This window comes from Shewanella maritima, assembly GCF_043643735.1.
In the GTDB taxonomy this organism is placed as follows: domain Bacteria; phylum Pseudomonadota; class Gammaproteobacteria; order Enterobacterales; family Shewanellaceae; genus Shewanella; species Shewanella maritima_A.
This window is the reverse complement of sequence record NZ_JBHZSM010000026.1, coordinates 1-16341: the sequence shown is the minus strand read 5'-3', so window position 1 is coordinate 16341 and position 16341 is coordinate 1. Positions and strand designations below refer to the sequence as shown.

Here is a 16341-nt window from a genome sequence, read left to right as displayed (position 1 = left end):
CTCCTTTATTGAATGTTTGCACTTTCAATATGGCACATAGCGGCCAATTGGTAAGGGGAGTCCATATCATTCGTTATGTACCTTTCAAGGATTGAGGTATCGATTTGACCAAGCATAATCTTCTTTTGGGTTTCAGTTACGCTGCAATTTGGTTTGGCCTAACCACATTAATATTTCAGTTTGGTTTTGAGTTTCCAATGTCTTGGACTCAATCAATACTAGAAAACCCCCATTTATCCGAATCATTAAAAATACTCAGCATACGCGCTTTATGGTCAGTTGAATTTGCTTTACATATATTGCTAGCGGCAATTCCCTCAAGTTACCTTATCGTAAAATTTTCCACTGATATCTCATTTAAAACTATAGCTAAAACTTCTCTTATTTCGCTTGTATTTTTATCGGCATTCTTACTAGCTGTAATGCCCAAATATGTGCCATTTTATTTTGCACTATTGTATGTAACTATAAGCTTTGTATATATTTTATATGGCTGTGTTAGGTGCATGAGGTACATAACAAGCCAATAAAGTAGTGGGACTGCTAACGCTTGGCTCGGTTCCGCTTCGCTACACATTTTAGCAAGCTGTTATCAGCCCCTTATGCGGGCGTTATATTGCACAAGGAATTCAGTGGGAAATTCTAATATTGAGACTATCAATCAGCAAATAAAGTCAGACGCACATAAGGCTATCTGGATATTAGTAGCTTTAAATATTAGCGTGGCAATTCTAATTTTTCTTCAATCGCATGGGTTAGCTTACTCAATTATCTTCATTCAAATAGCAGTGCTTATTCTTTGGTTATTACCATTTGCTTTGTATCAAATATTCCGTAAAAATAATTCTATTAAATTAGCAACTTATAAGGCGCTAGCTTCATACCGCAATATCATGGAGCAAGCATCATGGTAAGTGCAATATAACAAGCTGTTTAAGCACGGGACTGCTAAAGTTTGGCTCGGTTTCGCTTCGCTACACATTTTAGCCAAACATTATCAGCCCCTTATACGGGCGTTAGGTGATCTACCCATGAAAATATGGAGCTTTATTGCATTGTTATTTTTTCTATCGGGTTGCTCTTCCATCAAAACAATGGATGAAAAAGTAGAAGAAATGAGAATGCAGGCTTTAGGTGAAATAGATACTTATGCTTGTATCATGGAAGGCAAAGTTATCGCCGCTGTAGGTATGTTTGCTACTCCTTCTTGTATAAGCCTATATTCGGATGGGGGAAAAACCTGTACTGATAGCACTGATTGCGAAGGGGATTGCACCTCAAGGGAAGTACTAGATACTGGAATCAAAGCCAGCGGTTTTTGTCAAGTTGGCTATGGTGATCCTAGCTGTTATAACTTGATTAACCAAGGCATCACAGAGCATGCAGTTTGTTCTGATTAAATCACCTAACAAGCGCATTAAGTCACGGGACTGCTAACAGCAGTCTTGTGCTTCTCTGTTGTTAATTTTAGCCTGCAATTTTGTGCCGTTTATTACGGCATTAATGCTGTTTGCCTGCGCCGTTTATTTCAAATTTGTCTAGTGGTTTGATAAGCCATTAGGTTCGATAAAGCACCTTCACCACATGCCAGCCAAATTTCGTTTTGACTAAATGCGGCGTAATTAACTCGCCTGTAAAGCAGACTTTATCGAATGCGGGTACCATTTGACCTTTTTTAAACTCACCTAAGCTGCCGCCTTTCTTGCCTGAGGGGCAAGATGAATGTTTTTTTGCAAGCACATCAAATTTTGCGCCTCTATTGAGCTGCTTAATAATGTCTTCTGCTTGGGTTTTATGTTTTACAAGGATGTGAAGTGCTGAGGCGGTTTTAGCCATGGTGTGTCTCATAGGTAGATAAGTTACTTTGTTATTATACGAGAATTCTGCTTTACCGATAAGCAGTAAAAATGCTAGATTTTGATGAATATTTAATCGATATAAATCAATCACTCAAGCATTTGAAGTAGTTAACACTCAGCCAGCGTAAACAGTGTTCACTGGCAGAAATAATATGCTAAAATTTGTCGCCATTTTGCCTAATGGGCAGTTTTACATTACATTGCATGGATGCGAATCAATGAGAGTACACTATGAAGTTTCCTGGTCAGCGTAAATCGAAGCATTACTTTCCGGTTAAGCATCGAGACCCTTTGTTAGCACAACTTACCCATCAGCCAAACCCAAAAACCAGCTATATCTGTGGTATTGACCAAACCTTGGTTGATATTGAAGCTAAAGTGGCTGATGAATTGCTAGAGCGCTACCAGTTGCCTAAAGGTGACTCGACACTCATTAATGATCAGCAAGCGCATGAATTGTATAACGAGTTAAAAGATAATGACTTGATCAGTGATGAGTTTGCTGGTGGCACAATTGGTAACACGGTTCACAACTACTCCATCCTTGCTGATGACCGTTCGGTGTTATTTGGTGTCATGAGTCAAAACATTATGGTCGGTAGTTATGCCTATCGTTATCTATGTAATACCTCCTCAAAAGTTGACTTAAACTTCCTGCAACCTGTGGACGGACCCATTGGCCGCTGCTTTACTTTAATATCATCTTGTGGTGAACGTACTTTTGCGATCAGTAAAGGTGCAATGGACAAGTTAACCCCTGAATATATCGATCAAGACGTTGTGCAAAACAGTGCTGCATTAGTGTTAACGGCCTATTTAATGCGCGCCAGCGAGGGTGACGGCATGACAAGTGCCGCGATGAAAGCCATTGAATATGCCAAAGCTGCCAATGTTCCGGTGGTGTTGACTCTCGGGACACGTTTTTTAATTCAAGAAGACCCAACGTGGTGGCAAGAGTTTATTAAGCAGCATGTCACCATTCTTGCTATGAATGAAGATGAAGGTGAAGCTCTGACCGGTTTAAGCGATCCATTACTTGCCAGTGAAGCCGCACTTGAGTGGTGCGATATGGTGTTAACGACTGCAGGACCTATTGGTTTATATACGGCAGGTTATGTGGACGACACTGCCAAGCGTAAAACTAGCCACCAATTATTACCTGGTGCCATTCCGGAGTTTAATCAATACGAATTCTCTCGCCCTATGCTTAAGCAAGATTGTGACCAGCCAGTGAAGGTTTACGCGCATATTTCACCTTATATGGGTGGTCCAGAGCTCATTCGTAATACTAATGGTGCTGGTGATGGTGCGTTATCGGCATTATTACATGACTTATCGGCCAACGAGTTCCATAAGACTAATGTACCAGGTTCTAGTAAACACAAGCATGTCGGCTTATGTTATTCATCATTTTCGCAAATTTGTAAATACGCGAACCGAGTGGCGTATGAAGTGCTGGCGCAGCACAGTCCACGTTTATCAAGAGCGTTGCCTGAAAGGGAAGACAGTTTGGAAGAGTCGTACTGGGAGCGCTAAGTATATAAAAAACGATAATGTTTCATCATTATCGTTTTTTTTATGGCTGAATTTTATAGAATAGAAAAAGGTGACACCTTAAATACGGATCCGCTAAAGGAGTGGAATGTGAAAGGACAAATTTTACGTGAAATGAAAGTGCTAAAAGCCATCGAACCTGAGTTTGAGGTTGAACGTAGAGTGGCTTTTATTAAAGCTAAATTGAAAGAGGCTAATTGCAGTACATTAGTACTTGGCATTAGTGGTGGCGTTGATTCTTCTGTTACAGGTCGTCTTTGTCAGATGGCTGTGAATGAACTCAATCAAAGTCAGCAATCGATCCAATACCAATTTGTCGCTGTTCGTTTGCCGTATCAGGTTCAAAAAGATGAAGATGAAGCTCAGCTAGCTTGTCAGTTCATTCAGCCTAGTCATCAAGTCACAGTAAATATTGCTAATGGCGTTGAAGGTGCACATGATGCCACATTAGTAGGGCTAGCAGATGCGGGAATCGCGTTGCCACAAGCAAGTCAGGTTGACTTTGTGAAGGGCAATGTGAAAGCGCGAATGCGTATGATTGCCCAGTATGAAATTGCTGGCATGTTAGGTGGTTTGGTTGTTGGCACCGACCATAGTGCTGAGAATATAACTGGCTTTTATACCAAGCACGGTGATGGTGCTTGTGATTTAGCGCCTATTTTTGGCTTAAATAAGCGCCAAGTAAGGCAACTTGCGAATCACCTAGGCGCACCAGACGTTCTCGTGACTAAAGCACCAACCGCTGATTTAGAAGATGACCAACCTCAGCTTGAAGATGAAGTCGCATTAGGATTAAGCTACGATCAAATCGATGACTTCTTGGAAGGCAAGGAAGTCAGTGAGGTAGTTGAGGCTAAACTGATCGCGATTTATAAGCGTACTCAACATAAACGTCAGCCCATCCCAACGATTTATGACTAATATTGGTTTATTAAGAGAGTAAGTTAATAAGCTCAGCATCGCTGAGCTTATTTATTGAAGGCGAGTAGCCTAAACTCATCTTCTCAGCGGTCAATAATAAGGAATGTTATGCGAGCTAAGTTGATAGGCTCTACCAAACACCTGTTTTTTGCATTGTTTTATGCTACCTCTGGCGTGGTGATCACCGCCTTAGTTGCCATTGTTTGGTTGCTAAATGCTCGTCCTGAACTGTCTGTTTGGCACAAACTAGATTTACAGCACCAATATCAAGGTCAAAAGCAAATACGTAGTTTTAACGATTACCTCGCGTTAGAAGACAAACTATTTGATGAACTTCAGTCAGAAATCTATCAACGATACCAACCGAGTGTTTCTTCACCCATTAATCGATATGAAACAGGCAGTTTGTCGGATCCTAACCAATGGCAAAATAATTGGAACCGCAGTTTTGAATGGCCGAAAAAAGATGCTGAATATGGCGTACTGTTATTACATGGCATGTCTGATTCCCCTTATGCTATGCGCCACCTTGCACAGTCATTTGATGACAATGCTGCTGTATTAGGACTTAGGTTACCGGGACATGGCACGATCCCATCTGCATTAACCCGCTTACGTTGGAAAGACATGGCTAAGGCTGTAAAGCTTGCCACTGAGCATATGCAGCAGCGATTACAGGGCAGACCCTTATACGTTATTGGGTTCTCAACTGGTGCCGCTTTAGCGCTCAATCATGAGTTGGAGCAAATCCATCAAGGCCATGCGCCTGCTTATGACAAAATGGTATTTATCTCTCCGGCGATTGGTTTGCCCACTATTGCAGCTGGCGCGTATTGGCAGGCCAAATTGGGTGAAGTGCTTGGGTTAGAGAAACTGGCATGGAACAGTATCAAAGTTGAATATGACCCATTCAAGTACCTATCTTTTGCTGTCAATGCAGGGGATGTTGTGTACTCCTTAACTAATCGAAACGAATACTTAATGGCGCAGTTCAATGATGAGCAACTTGGACAAATCCCATCCATTCTCACCTTTCAGTCAGTAGTGGATGATACTGTTTCAACACCAGCAGTGTTAAGTCGGCTTTTCTATTACTTGCCAAGCTTGCAACATGAGTTGGTTTTGTTTGATGTTAATCGAAGCAGATTAAAGAACAGTTTAATGAAGACAGAACCGCTTGCCCAATTGGCCAGTCTGGGAATGGATACTGATAAGCGATTTCATGTGTCATTAATTGAAAATATGTCGCAAAGCAGTAACCAAGTGCAAAGTCGGACAGTTATCGACCAAGGTGCTGAAACAATCATTTCACCTTTGGCACTCGAATGGCCTAGTGATGTGTATTCACTATCTCATGTCGCGTTGCCATTTCCTGAATACGACCCTCTCTATGGACCCCACGAGGATCCTGATTATCAAGGGGTTCATATTGGACAGGCGATATTTCAAGGGGAGAGAGGTATTTTTAACGTTGAAGCCTCAGATATGTTAAGGCAGAAATGGAATCCATTTTATCCCTATATGGAATCTCGCATTCATAACTTTATCACTGCAAAATAAGTTTGCTTCTATATAGGGGGAGTGAGGTGTTTCAGTCATCTACTCTTCAATGATATTAATCACCAGTTTATTTCGGCCTTGTTGTTTCGCTAGATAAAGGTTGTCATCAGCAACCTTTATCCACTTATCTAGGTTGTTAGAGAAGTTGGCATTGGCTGTGATAGCGCCAATACTGGTGGTTATCTTAAATGACTTTTTATCTTCTGGTGATTCAATCACGTGTTCAGCTAATAAGGTTCTGAAGCTATTTAAATGATGCTCAATTTTTAACGCATTTGAAATGGGTAAAATAAGGATAAACTCTTCGCCGCCATAACGAGCAACGATGTCGGTATCTCGTTTAAAGTGCTCTGTGAGTAGATTGGCCACCTGACGTAATGCTTCATCTCCAGCAAGGTGTCCATATGAATCATTAATCGTTTTAAAGTAGTCCAAATCTAAGATTGCGAACGTGATGGCTTGTTCACTGCGTAAGCAAAAATCGAGTATTTCTTCAAATCTACCTTCTGCATAACGACGATTATATAGTCCTGTAAGTGGGTCTCGGTCGACTAAATGCTTGAGTTTATCGTTGGCTTTTTCTAATTCAGAAGTGCGCTTACCAACAATATCTTCAAGTTGTCGTTGATGGGAAATTAACTGCTTTTTACTGTGGATGAGTCGGCGATAGAGCTGAAATACTTCTCTTGGTGAGCCTTCATCAATAATTTTGCCTTTCACTGCGCTGGTATTCATATCAGTAAATTCATTCGCAACTAACTCTAAAGACTCAGTTAACTGGTTACTGATTTTTCGAGAAATGATAAATGAAAAAATCACTGACACTAATAGTATCAAGAAGCTTTGAAACATCTGTTTTTCTGCAAGCTTCAATAAAGGTGAAAACTCTTCGATGACGTATAATTTCCAGCCATTTTTCATGGTCTTTTGGGCATAGAAATACTCAGGATTATCACTCTGAATATCATGAATATTGATTAAACTGAGATCCGTTTTATAAAAAGGATTTCCCTCTTTAGAGCTGAACGAGGTCATGGTCTTCAAGTTAAGCTCTTTCGATGCATACACAATTTGATTGCGTTCATCCAAAAGTATCAGGTTTTGCCTATGTGCACCGTCGCTCTGATCTTCAATGCGTTTGAAGTGGGTAAGATCTAGTGAGCCTTCAATAATACCGATTGGTTTATTTTGCGTATCCAAAATAGGTGAGCTGATTGCAATAATGGCATCGTTACCTAACCCGCGACCTAAAAATACAGATGAAACATAATTCTTTTTATTATAAAAAGCTTCAATAAAGTAATCTCGGTCTTTGATATTGGTTGGCCTGCTTTGCTCTTTTGCAAGAATAAACCTGTCAGCAGGGGAAGCTGAAATCAAGTCAGCATTGTGATCGGCCAGCAACATGGTTATAAAACCAGGGTAATTATTGTGCAGCGTAGGCAAGTTGTAGTGCCACTCCTGCAAACTCAAGCTTGAAGCTGAAATTTGCAGTGCGGCATTGGTAATGACCTTTTTATGTTCTTCAATATAGGCGTCGGTCGCTCGGCTGATATGAATGGCGTTGTTATTAAGTTTCTCGTTCATTAATGCTTGCTGGCGCTGCAAGTAGAAATAATTAAAGATTACCGCAGAAAGTAACAAAGATAATGTCACCATCAAGGTTAAAAAGTAAGTCAATTGAGCGCTAAACGCTCGGCGCTTTCGATCTTTAACCTTGCGTTTATATCCCCACAACCAGGGTACCAAGAGAGTAATCAACGAACCTAAACTGGCATATATCAAACCGTTAATAGCCTGCTTGATAGTGGAGAATGGCACATGGTCTACAGGGGTTTCGAATACGATTAAAGAGTAGAAATAAAAAATCGGTAAACCGATGACTAACCAATAAAAAGCAGAGGCATAGAGAGCAAAAATATCCCTGCGACGGCAAAAGCCAAGGAATAAGGCTTCAAGTCCAAAAATTAAATAAACATGAGAACTATCCCAACTCAACATTAACCCTGAGACACTGATCATCGCGGTATAAAGAGCGTACCAAGGACCGAGCAAAATGGATGATATGACGTAGAAGGTATTACCAATTACTAATTGTAGGTTTGCGAAAAAGGGTATCGGGTAACAATTAACAGCAAAACCCATAACGCCAAGAAGGGTAGCGAGAAGTAGATGCTGTGGATTGATAGAAAACCGACTCAAAAAATATCCTTATATTCAGCTAACATATTAGTCTTGTTAATAAATTGTAACCCTTAGGTGTGTCTATCTCAAGTGATTGAATCAAAAGTCTTCATAATAAATTTTGGCTTCACTTGTATTCACTTCGAATTCACCTACTGGTGCGATAGATAGGCTTCTCGTACGACCTTGGTCTAGTGTCTTATGACTAGTTAAATTTAAAAGCTCAATGTAATCACGTCTTTAACTTGCTGATTTGTAAGGTCTTATTCAGGTTTTAATTTCTATTTCTTCATTAGAAAATATGACTATTAGACTAAGGTCGTGATTGTCGTGCCCCCTTGAGTTGCTAGATTAACTAAGACTTTAAAATAATTAGCACAGGGGAGTCGCTATTATGGCTTTTGAAAATAACGAGAAAGCAGATGGCTATTGGAAAGAGAATCTAAGATTGGTTCTTAGTCTTTTAGCAATTTGGGCCGCAGTATCATTTGGGTGTGGCATTTTACTAGTAGATGTTCTTAATGAAATTACCTTTATGGGATTCAAGTTAGGATTCTGGTTTGCGCAGCAAGGTGCAATGTATGTTTTTGTGGCGTTGATATTTGTCTACGTGGCTAAAGCGAATGCTCTAGACAAAAAATATAACGTTCAGGAAGACTAAGGGGAATTGATTATGGATGTTCAAACACTCACCTATTTAATTGTCGGCGCAACATTTGCCCTGTACATAGGTATTGCGATCTGGTCTCGCGCTGGTTCAACTAAAGAATTCTATGTTGCTGGCGGTGGCGTTCCTCCTGTGATGAATGGTATGGCGACAGCCGCTGACTGGATGTCGGCAGCGTCATTTATTTCATTGGCAGGTATTGTATCGTTTGTTGGTTATGATGGTTCTGTATATCTAATGGGCTGGACAGGTGGTTATGTACTGCTTGCATTATGTATGGCGCCTTACCTTCGTAAGTTTGGTAAGTTTACCGTACCTGATTTCATTGGTGACCGTTACTATTCACAAGCAGCACGAACAGTAGCTGTATTCTGTGCCATCTTTATTTGTTTCACATACATTGCGGGTCAAATGCGTGGTGTCGGTGTTGTATTCTCACGTTTCCTCGAGGTTGAAGTTGAAACGGGCGTTTATATTGGTATGGCGGTAGTATTCTTCTACGCTGTATTAGGTGGTATGAAAGGGATTACCTATACACAGGTTGCCCAGTATTGTGTGCTTATTTTCGCATTCATGGTGCCAGCTATCTTTATCTCTGTGATGATGACAGGTCACATCTTGCCACAAATTGGTTTTGGTGCAGAGCTGATTGATGCCGCAGGTAATGGTACGGGGGTATATCTGTTAGATAAACTCGATGGCTTATCCACTGAGCTCGGGTTCTCGCAATATACCGAAGGCTCGAAAGGGATGATTGACGTATTCTTCATTACTGGTGCGTTAATGTTTGGTACTGCGGGTCTTCCACACGTTATTGTACGTTTCTTTACTGTACCTAGAGTAAAAGATGCACGTGTATCAGCGGGTTGGGCATTAGTGTTTATCGCAATTATGTACACAACGGTTCCTGCTTTAGCGGCGTTCTCTCGAGTGAACATGATTGAAACCATTAATGGTCCTGAATCGACAGGTGTTGCGTATGAAACCGCTCCACAGTGGATTAAAAACTGGGAAAAAACCGGTTTGATTACTTGGGATGATAAAAACAACGATGGCAATATTTACTATGCCAAAGGCGAAACCAATGAAATGAAGATTGACCGCGATATTATGGTTCTTGCGACACCTGAAATTGCTAACTTACCAGCTTGGGTAATTGCATTGGTGGCAGCAGGTGGCTTAGCAGCGGCATTATCGACATCGGCGGGTCTATTGTTGGTTATTTCAACTTCAGTATCACACGATTTATTGAAGAAGAGTTTCATGCCGGATATCTCAGATAAGCAGGAGTTGTTGTACGCACGACTGGCTGCAGCAGCGGGTATTGTAATGGCCGGTTACTTTGGTATTAACCCACCAGGCTTCGTTGCCGCGGTTGTTGCGATAGCATTTGGTTTAGCTGCCGCATCATTATTCCCAGCGATTATTATGGGGATCTTCTCTCGCACAATTAATAAAGAAGGTGCGATATCGGGTATGGTTGTAGGTCTTACCTTTACAGCTTCATACATCATTTACTTTAAGTTTATGAATGTGGGTGCAAACAACGCTGATAACTGGTTCTTAGGTATCTCACCTGAAGGTATTGGTATGTTAGGTATGTTCATTAACTTTGGTGTTGCGTTTGCTGTATCTAAAGTGACTGCAGCCGTACCTGAAAATGTAGTCGCAATGGTTGAGTCAATTCGTTTCCCTAAAGGTTCGGGTGAAGCGCAAGACCACTAACTTGAGTATTGAGACTAAATAATGACGATAAGCCATCATCATTAATAAAAAGAGCACTTCGGTGCTCTTTTTGATTTTCAGCCCTAAACCACCTTTTTCAGTAGGTGGACTATGTTCAGTTAATTTAGGTAAACATTGGCAGCGGCTTCCGTTTTAAAGCTGCAGCTATTGAATAACTTGATATATGAAAGCCACTTATTAACAAAATTTGGCTTTAGTCGAATAGCCATCATCACTTAGTTAAGCATATAGTCACAGTTAGCTAATCGCTTGAGGTGACAACATGGATGAGAGTGAGATTCAGCCAATTGTGCAGTTTTTGCAATCTTTGGTACCGTTTGATGAGTTAACAGAACAAGACTTACGCAAAGTGAGTCAATCATTGTCTGTTGGCTATTACAGTAAAGCCAGCCAATACGTGCCGCTCCTAGCTGATAATTTGCAGCTGTATATAGTACGCACTGGTGCCTTTGAAGTGAGAGATGCTCAAGGTGAATTAATCGACAGATTAGGCGAGGGCGACTTTTTTGGTTTTCCTTCTTTATTATCAGGTGAGGAAGTCAGTAACCGTGTGGCTATTCTCGAAGACAGCTTGGTCTATCATCTTCCTGCTGATTTATTTGATGACTTACGTGCTAGCTATCGAGCATTTGACCGTTTTTTTAACCGAGCATATGCCAAACGTATGCGTCACCAAGCGCGATTTTCTGCAAAAGACTTAACCACAACCAGTCGAATTAATACCTTGATGTCGGCTAATCCCGTCACGATTGATTATAAACTTTCAGTTCAAGATGCTGCGAAGTTGATGCAAAGCCATAGGGTGTCATCAGTATTGGTGACGGACAATAACAAACTCATTGGTATCTTAACCGATAAAGATTTACGCAATCGCGTCGTTGCCCTTGGCCATGCTAGCGACTTGGCAATTCATCAAGCAATGACCAGAGAACCTATCACTGTGTCATCAACTACCTTGATTTTTGAAGCCATGTTGGCCATGAGCGAACATAATATTCATCATTTACCTGTAGTGGATGGTGACCAAGCTGTAGGGATGATCACCAGCACTGATATTGTTCGCTCACAAAGCTCACAGCCATTATTGCTGATTGGTGAGATTAACCGCCAACATAGTGTTGAAAGTTTGATTCATGTAAGCAAACAAATTCCATTACTGTTACAAAACCTGATCAGCGCAGATGCAAGGGCTGAAGAGATAGGGCGAGTATTAACCTCGGTCACTGATGCATTAACTAAACGCTTAATTGAGCTTAATCAGACCCTTCTTGGTAAGGCGCCGATGGCTTTTTGCTGGCTAGCATTTGGTTCTCAAGGACGACAAGATCAAGTGGCCTGCTCAGATCAAGATAACGGTTTATTGTTGGCTCATGAACCTGATGAATATGCTAAAGCTTATTTTGATAAGTTAGCCAAAGCGGTTTGTTATGGTTTAAATGAGTGCGGTTATATTTATTGTCCAGGCAATATTATGGCGCAAAACCCTCAATGGATGATGTCATTATCCAAATGGCAGCAATGCTTCCAGAAATGGGTCAATACACCAGAGCCTAAAGCGTTAATGCATGCCAGCATTTTTTTTGATATGCGTGCAGTTTACGGCCCTCAAACTTTGTTTGATGAATTGCAAACTCAGGTATTAGCATCAACCAAAGACAATGATATTTTCCTCGCTGGCATGACGGGCAATGCATTAACCGAATCTCCACCATTAGGCTTTTTCAGAAAATTCGTATTAGAGCGCGATGGCAGTGAAGTGAAGGGGATGGATTTGAAGCATAAAGGCAGTGCGTTGATTAATGATATTGCAAGAGTATATGCCTTGAGTGCGGGTATCAAAGAGGTGAATACTGCTAAACGAATACGAATATTGATGGAGCAAAATATTATTCACCGAAAGGATGCTTTAAATCTTGCTGATGCCCATGAGTTTATTGCACATATGCGCTTATCTAATCAAGGTTACCAAGCCACGAATAACTTACTTGTGAGTAATTATCTGAAGCCGCAACATATGTCATCACTTTTACGTCACCAACTTCGTGATGCTTTTAAAGTTGTGCATGATGCACAATCAGGATTAAAACTTAAGTTCATGCGGAGTTTTTAACAATGGCCATGAAGCAAGCTTGGTTGAATCTACGTTTATGGCAACAGAGTTTTTTTTTAAAGAAATCACACATCAAGGAATATCACCATCAGGTGTCACAGCAATGTAGAAATACCTTTGAAAAAGCACAATTGGTAGCAATAGATCTTGAAATGACGGGCCTTGATCCAGAAACAGATCAAATAATCAGTATTGGGCTAATCCCTATTGAAAATGGTCAAATTCCATTAAATAAAGCTGCACACAAAATGGTCCGCATCACAGGCAGTGTTGGCCAAAGTGCTGCCATTCACGGTATTGTAGATAACCATTTAGACGCTGCGATGAGTTTACAACAAGCACTCGATTGGTTTTTACAACAAACACTTGGCAAGGTCATAATTGCGCATCATGCTCCACTGGATTTACAGTTTTTAAAAGCAAAGCTGAAACTGGTATACGGTGAATCACCCAGTTTTTGTTACATTGATACCATGCAACTAGAAAAAACACGTTGGCTACGACAACATGAAGTGCTCAAGGAAGGTTGCTTGCGTTTAGGCACTGCAAGGCAGCGTTATCACTTGCCGGTATATAGTGCCCATAGTGCACTGATTGATGCGTTAGCTTGCGCAGAGTTATTACTGGCTCAGTTATCTGCCATGGGAGCGTTAACAAACACCAAAATGATCGAGTTGGTGGAGCGACAGTAGTTTTGTTCGAGCCATAAACAAATATGCCCACATCATTGTGGGCATATTGAGTTTCAGCTATTGCACGTTATTTATCAGTTTTTGCCATAAAGTAATCTACAGCAGGCTTGATAAGGGTTAATGCATCGGTATCACATGCAGGCACTTCCGCATCACTGACATTGATTGGTGTGGTACGTTCACCCCATTTTAATAATACAGCTGCTGAGGTCAGGCCTGCACCAAAAGCACACGATAATATCGTTTGTCCTGGTTGAATTTTACCTTGCTCTAGTGCATCACAAATGGCAATTGGAATGGTCGCTGCCGATGTATTACCGTATTCGGCAATGTTGACGAATGCTTTTTCTTTGGGGATTTTCATCCGGCTGATTAACGTATCAATAATGCGTTCGTTGGCTTGGTGAGGGATCACCAAATCAACATCTTCTTTATTGACTTGGCACTTTTCCAAAACTTTAGTGCTTAACGCGCCCATACCATGGATTGCACGCTTAAAGACTTCTTGACCGTTAAGATGGATATAAAAGTCTAACGCATCTGCTTCAAAGCGGTTCATTTGTGTGCCGAAACCAGACTTGAGAATATCACGGCCAGCAGGGTCATTATTCAGCTCATAGCCCAAAATGCCGCCTTCTTGCTCACTAGCTTCAACGACAACAGCACCTGCACCGTCACCAAATAATACCGCGGTTTCACGCTTAGACCAGTCTAGGTAAAATGATAAACGTTCCGCCCCGACAACTAAAACCCGGCGACATTGGCCACTTTGGATCATCGAGTTGGCAAGGCCAAGTCCATATAAGAACCCACTGCAAGCTGCATTGATATCAAAAGCACCACAAGTTGCACCGACTTCAGCTTGTACTGTCGCGGCAATGTTAGGTATTAGTGTATCTGGGCTAGCTGTCGCAAGAATAATCAGATCTAAATCACTACCTTCAATGCCTGCAGCAGCAATGGCCTTTTTAGCTGCAACGGTGGCTAATACTGAAGTATCAACGTGGCTGATATGACGTTTTCTTATGCCTGTTCGTGTTCTTACCCACTCATCAGACGTTTCCATAAATGTGGCTAAATCATCATTAGTCAATGATGCTGGTGGTACAGCCTTTCCCCAACCAGTTATGTGTGCGTACTGCATAAAATCTCTCACAAAAAAATAAAATGAAATAAGCAGGAAGATGACTTTTATCTAGGTATAGCTATGACAACTGTTTTACGACCAATGCTTTTATGGCTGTTGCCGCATTCAATATATGCTGTTTGAGCAGTTGGGTCGCTTCATCTATCTGTTTGTTCTTACACAGCTCTATTAATTGTCTGTGTTCTCTCTCTGCTGTGGGTATGCCGCCTGTTAACAGTAATTGTAATCTTATATAGCGATCACAGTTAGTATTCAAACCGTGTACAACTTCCAATGTATGAGGGCGGTTTGCTGCTTTATATAGACAAGTATGGAACTCAGTGTTTAATTCGCTCCAACTTGAAACAGAATTTTGATGTTTAAAAGCAGATTCAAGTTTATCCAGTACTTGTTCAGCTTGTTCAAAATCGTGCGGCTGTAAATTCGGTATTGCTCTTGCTAACAGATCGGATTCGATCATCACTCTAAGCTCAAATAGCTCAGTTACCTGTTCTACTGACAGTAAAGTCGCACTAGCGCCTTTATGGGGTTCAAAATGGACTAACCCTTCAGCTTCTAATTGAACTAACGCTTCACGTACCGGAATTCTACTAACGTTGAGCGAGTTTGCTATCGCTGACTGTCTTATAGGCTCACCGCCTTTTATCTCCCCTGACAGGATCCTTTCCCTTAACGCTTCAACGACTAACTGAGTGCGCGTTTTATGCATTATTGGGGTCATGCTACTCATGTACTTTCTATACTCGCAAGTAAAACATTCGAGCAAGAGTAACCTTTAGTGACGGCATTATAAAGTATAAATAGAGAATTTTATTCAACTTGCTAACAATTGACACCTATTGTTAGCTTTTGTGATTTGGGATGTTTTTTCTGGCTCTAATTAGCAAGCGATGTGATAATAATAAAAAATTCAATATTTGGAGTATAAGTGTGGCAAAAGCAGTCTTTCTTGATCGCGATGGTGTGATTAATCATGATCATGGTTATGTTCATAAAGTTGATGACTTTGAATATATAGAAGGTGTGTTTGAAGCCTGCTTAGCATTCAAAAAAATGGGTTATAAAATTGTCGTTGTGACAAACCAGTCTGGTATCGCTAGAGGTATGTATACAGAAGATGACTTTCACTCATTAACAGAGTGGATGGATTGGAATTTTGCAGATAAAGGCGTGGAGTTAGATGGTATTTATTATTGTCCGCATCATGAAGAGAAAGGTGTGGGTGAATATAAAATAGATTGTGAATGCCGTAAACCAAAGCCGGGTATGCTCAATACTGCTGCACAATTCCTTAAAATAGATATGAGCCAGTCAGTCATGGTCGGTGATAAAGCCGATGACATGCGTGCTGGTCAAGCTGCTGGTGTACCAACGAATATTCTCGTGAGGACAGGTAAATCAGTGACAGATGCGGCGATCGAAGAAGCAACGACCGTTGTCGATAGTATTGCAGATGTGCCGGCCTACTTATCGAGTCTTAGCTAGCCTCACAACTGATTAATTAAAGTTCAGTATCAAATATATGGCCAATGACGCCTCATTGGCCTTTTTAATGTCTTATTTCCGCCTTGTATTCTTTATTGTTTTGTCTAAGCGTTATTAGGAATAGTCTGTTGAGTGATAAAACGGCTACATCCGTCCGATAAATACTCATATTGGATGAATAATCATCGTTCAGTGAGGTTTGCTGATAAAAGGCTAATTTAGTGCTTGCACAAAATCATCAGCTCCCTATAATGCGCATCCACTGACCTACAGGACGTAGGAAATACCAGAGCTTGTCTGGAACAAGCTTGGTAGACACGGCACAGCGGCAAACAATTACGGTATGCAGCAAACGTGACAGCTTGATTTGAATCGCAAATGAGCATCCAAATCAACGGCGAAAAGAAAGTTTGAAA

At 41.0% G+C, this 16341-nt stretch carries 14 protein-coding genes; 10 read left to right on the top strand and 4 right to left on the bottom strand.

Annotated elements, in window-relative coordinates; translation table 11 throughout:
• Positions 1-632 precede the first annotated feature (632 nt).
• Together ACHUGF_RS17930 and ACHUGF_RS17925 are read left to right on the top strand one after the other, a co-directional pair.
• On the top strand, positions 633-914 hold the full coding sequence (locus tag ACHUGF_RS17930) for a hypothetical protein (protein WP_394133296.1): 282 nt from the start codon (positions 633-635) through the stop codon (positions 912-914).
• A 117-nt stretch (positions 915-1031) separates the two neighbouring features.
• On the top strand, positions 1032-1400 hold the full coding sequence (locus ACHUGF_RS17925) for a hypothetical protein (protein WP_394133295.1): 369 nt from the start codon (positions 1032-1034) through the stop codon (positions 1398-1400).
• Between the two features lie 157 nt (positions 1401-1557).
• On the opposite strand, the gene ppiC is transcribed toward ACHUGF_RS17925, so the two are convergent.
• Positions 1558-1836, bottom strand: coding sequence for a peptidylprolyl isomerase PpiC (ppiC, locus tag ACHUGF_RS17920; protein WP_394133294.1), 279 nt, complete (start codon positions 1834-1836; stop codon positions 1558-1560).
• Positions 1837-2090: 254 nt separating this feature from the next.
• On the opposite strand from ppiC, the gene ACHUGF_RS17915 reads away from it, so the two are divergent.
• The 3 genes from ACHUGF_RS17915 to ACHUGF_RS17905 all read left to right on the top strand — a co-directional run bounded on the left by ACHUGF_RS17915 (position 2091) and on the right by ACHUGF_RS17905 (position 5894).
• Positions 2091-3395 (top strand): inosine/guanosine kinase, encoded by a 1305-nt coding sequence (locus ACHUGF_RS17915; protein WP_394133293.1) that lies wholly within the window; start codon positions 2091-2093, stop codon positions 3393-3395.
• A 108-nt stretch (positions 3396-3503) separates the two neighbouring features.
• Positions 3504-4334, top strand: a complete 831-nt coding sequence (gene nadE, locus ACHUGF_RS17910) for an ammonia-dependent NAD(+) synthetase (protein ID WP_394133291.1) — start codon at positions 3504-3506, stop codon at positions 4332-4334.
• A gap of 108 nt (positions 4335-4442) precedes the next feature.
• The gene (locus tag ACHUGF_RS17905) at positions 4443-5894 is read left to right on the top strand and encodes an alpha/beta hydrolase (RefSeq protein ID WP_394133289.1); all 1452 of its coding nucleotides are present in this window, start codon (positions 4443-4445) and stop codon (positions 5892-5894) included.
• Between the two features lie 39 nt (positions 5895-5933).
• On the opposite strand, the gene ACHUGF_RS17900 is transcribed toward ACHUGF_RS17905, so the two are convergent.
• Entirely contained in the window at positions 5934-8096 is a 2163-nt protein-coding gene (locus ACHUGF_RS17900) for a sensor domain-containing diguanylate cyclase (protein WP_394133288.1), read from the bottom strand.
• 376 nt (positions 8097-8472) lie between these two features.
• Here ACHUGF_RS17900 and ACHUGF_RS17895 point away from each other — a divergent pair, with 376 nt between their 5' ends.
• From ACHUGF_RS17895 to ACHUGF_RS17880, 4 genes are all read left to right on the top strand, one after another.
• Positions 8473-8739, top strand: a complete 267-nt coding sequence (locus ACHUGF_RS17895) for a DUF4212 domain-containing protein (RefSeq protein WP_394133287.1) — start codon at positions 8473-8475, stop codon at positions 8737-8739.
• A 12-nt stretch (positions 8740-8751) separates the two neighbouring features.
• Entirely contained in the window at positions 8752-10470 is a 1719-nt protein-coding gene (locus ACHUGF_RS17890) for a sodium:solute symporter family protein (protein ID WP_394133285.1), read from the top strand.
• A gap of 283 nt (positions 10471-10753) precedes the next feature.
• Entirely contained in the window at positions 10754-12601 is a 1848-nt protein-coding gene (locus tag ACHUGF_RS17885) for a DUF294 nucleotidyltransferase-like domain-containing protein (protein WP_394133283.1), read from the top strand.
• A 2-nt stretch (positions 12602-12603) separates the two neighbouring features.
• Positions 12604-13293: an exonuclease domain-containing protein gene (locus tag ACHUGF_RS17880; protein ID WP_394133281.1), complete on the top strand. Its 690-nt coding sequence runs from the start codon at positions 12604-12606 to the stop codon at positions 13291-13293.
• Positions 13294-13360: 67 nt separating this feature from the next.
• Here ACHUGF_RS17880 and ACHUGF_RS17875 read toward each other — a convergent pair whose 3' ends face one another.
• Entirely contained in the window at positions 13361-14437 is a 1077-nt protein-coding gene (locus ACHUGF_RS17875; protein WP_394133280.1) for a ketoacyl-ACP synthase III, read from the bottom strand.
• A 61-nt stretch (positions 14438-14498) separates the two neighbouring features.
• A complete protein-coding gene (locus ACHUGF_RS17870) occupies positions 14499-15170 on the bottom strand; it encodes a GntR family transcriptional regulator (protein WP_394133278.1) in 672 nt (223 codons plus the stop codon).
• Between the two features lie 200 nt (positions 15171-15370).
• Between ACHUGF_RS17870 and gmhB the strand changes: the two genes are divergently transcribed.
• Entirely contained in the window at positions 15371-15925 is a 555-nt protein-coding gene (gene gmhB / locus ACHUGF_RS17865) for a D-glycero-beta-D-manno-heptose 1,7-bisphosphate 7-phosphatase (RefSeq protein WP_394133276.1), read from the top strand.
• Positions 15926-16341 lie beyond the last annotated feature (416 nt).

Excerpts from the sequence above, each read along its gene's own strand:
- ACHUGF_RS17895 (WP_394133287.1), top strand. The coding sequence starts at position 8,473 with ATGGCTTTTGAAAATAACGAGAAAGCAGATGGCTATTGGAAAGAGAAT.
- ACHUGF_RS17885 (WP_394133283.1), top strand. The coding sequence starts at position 10,754 with ATGGATGAGAGTGAGATTCAGCCAATTGTGCAGTTTTTGCAATCTTTG.
- ppiC (WP_394133294.1), bottom strand. The coding sequence starts at position 1,836 with ATGGCTAAAACCGCCTCAGCACTTCACATCCTTGTAAAACATAAAACC.
- ACHUGF_RS17890 (WP_394133285.1), top strand. The coding sequence starts at position 8,752 with ATGGATGTTCAAACACTCACCTATTTAATTGTCGGCGCAACATTTGCC.
- ACHUGF_RS17915 (WP_394133293.1), top strand. The coding sequence starts at position 2,091 with ATGAAGTTTCCTGGTCAGCGTAAATCGAAGCATTACTTTCCGGTTAAG.
- ACHUGF_RS17875 (WP_394133280.1), bottom strand. The coding sequence starts at position 14,437 with ATGCAGTACGCACACATAACTGGTTGGGGAAAGGCTGTACCACCAGCA.
- ACHUGF_RS17870 (WP_394133278.1), bottom strand. The coding sequence starts at position 15,170 with ATGAGTAGCATGACCCCAATAATGCATAAAACGCGCACTCAGTTAGTC.
- ACHUGF_RS17905 (WP_394133289.1), top strand. The coding sequence starts at position 4,443 with ATGCGAGCTAAGTTGATAGGCTCTACCAAACACCTGTTTTTTGCATTG.
- ACHUGF_RS17925 (WP_394133295.1), top strand. The coding sequence starts at position 1,032 with ATGAAAATATGGAGCTTTATTGCATTGTTATTTTTTCTATCGGGTTGC.
- ACHUGF_RS17880 (WP_394133281.1), top strand. The coding sequence starts at position 12,604 with ATGGCCATGAAGCAAGCTTGGTTGAATCTACGTTTATGGCAACAGAGT.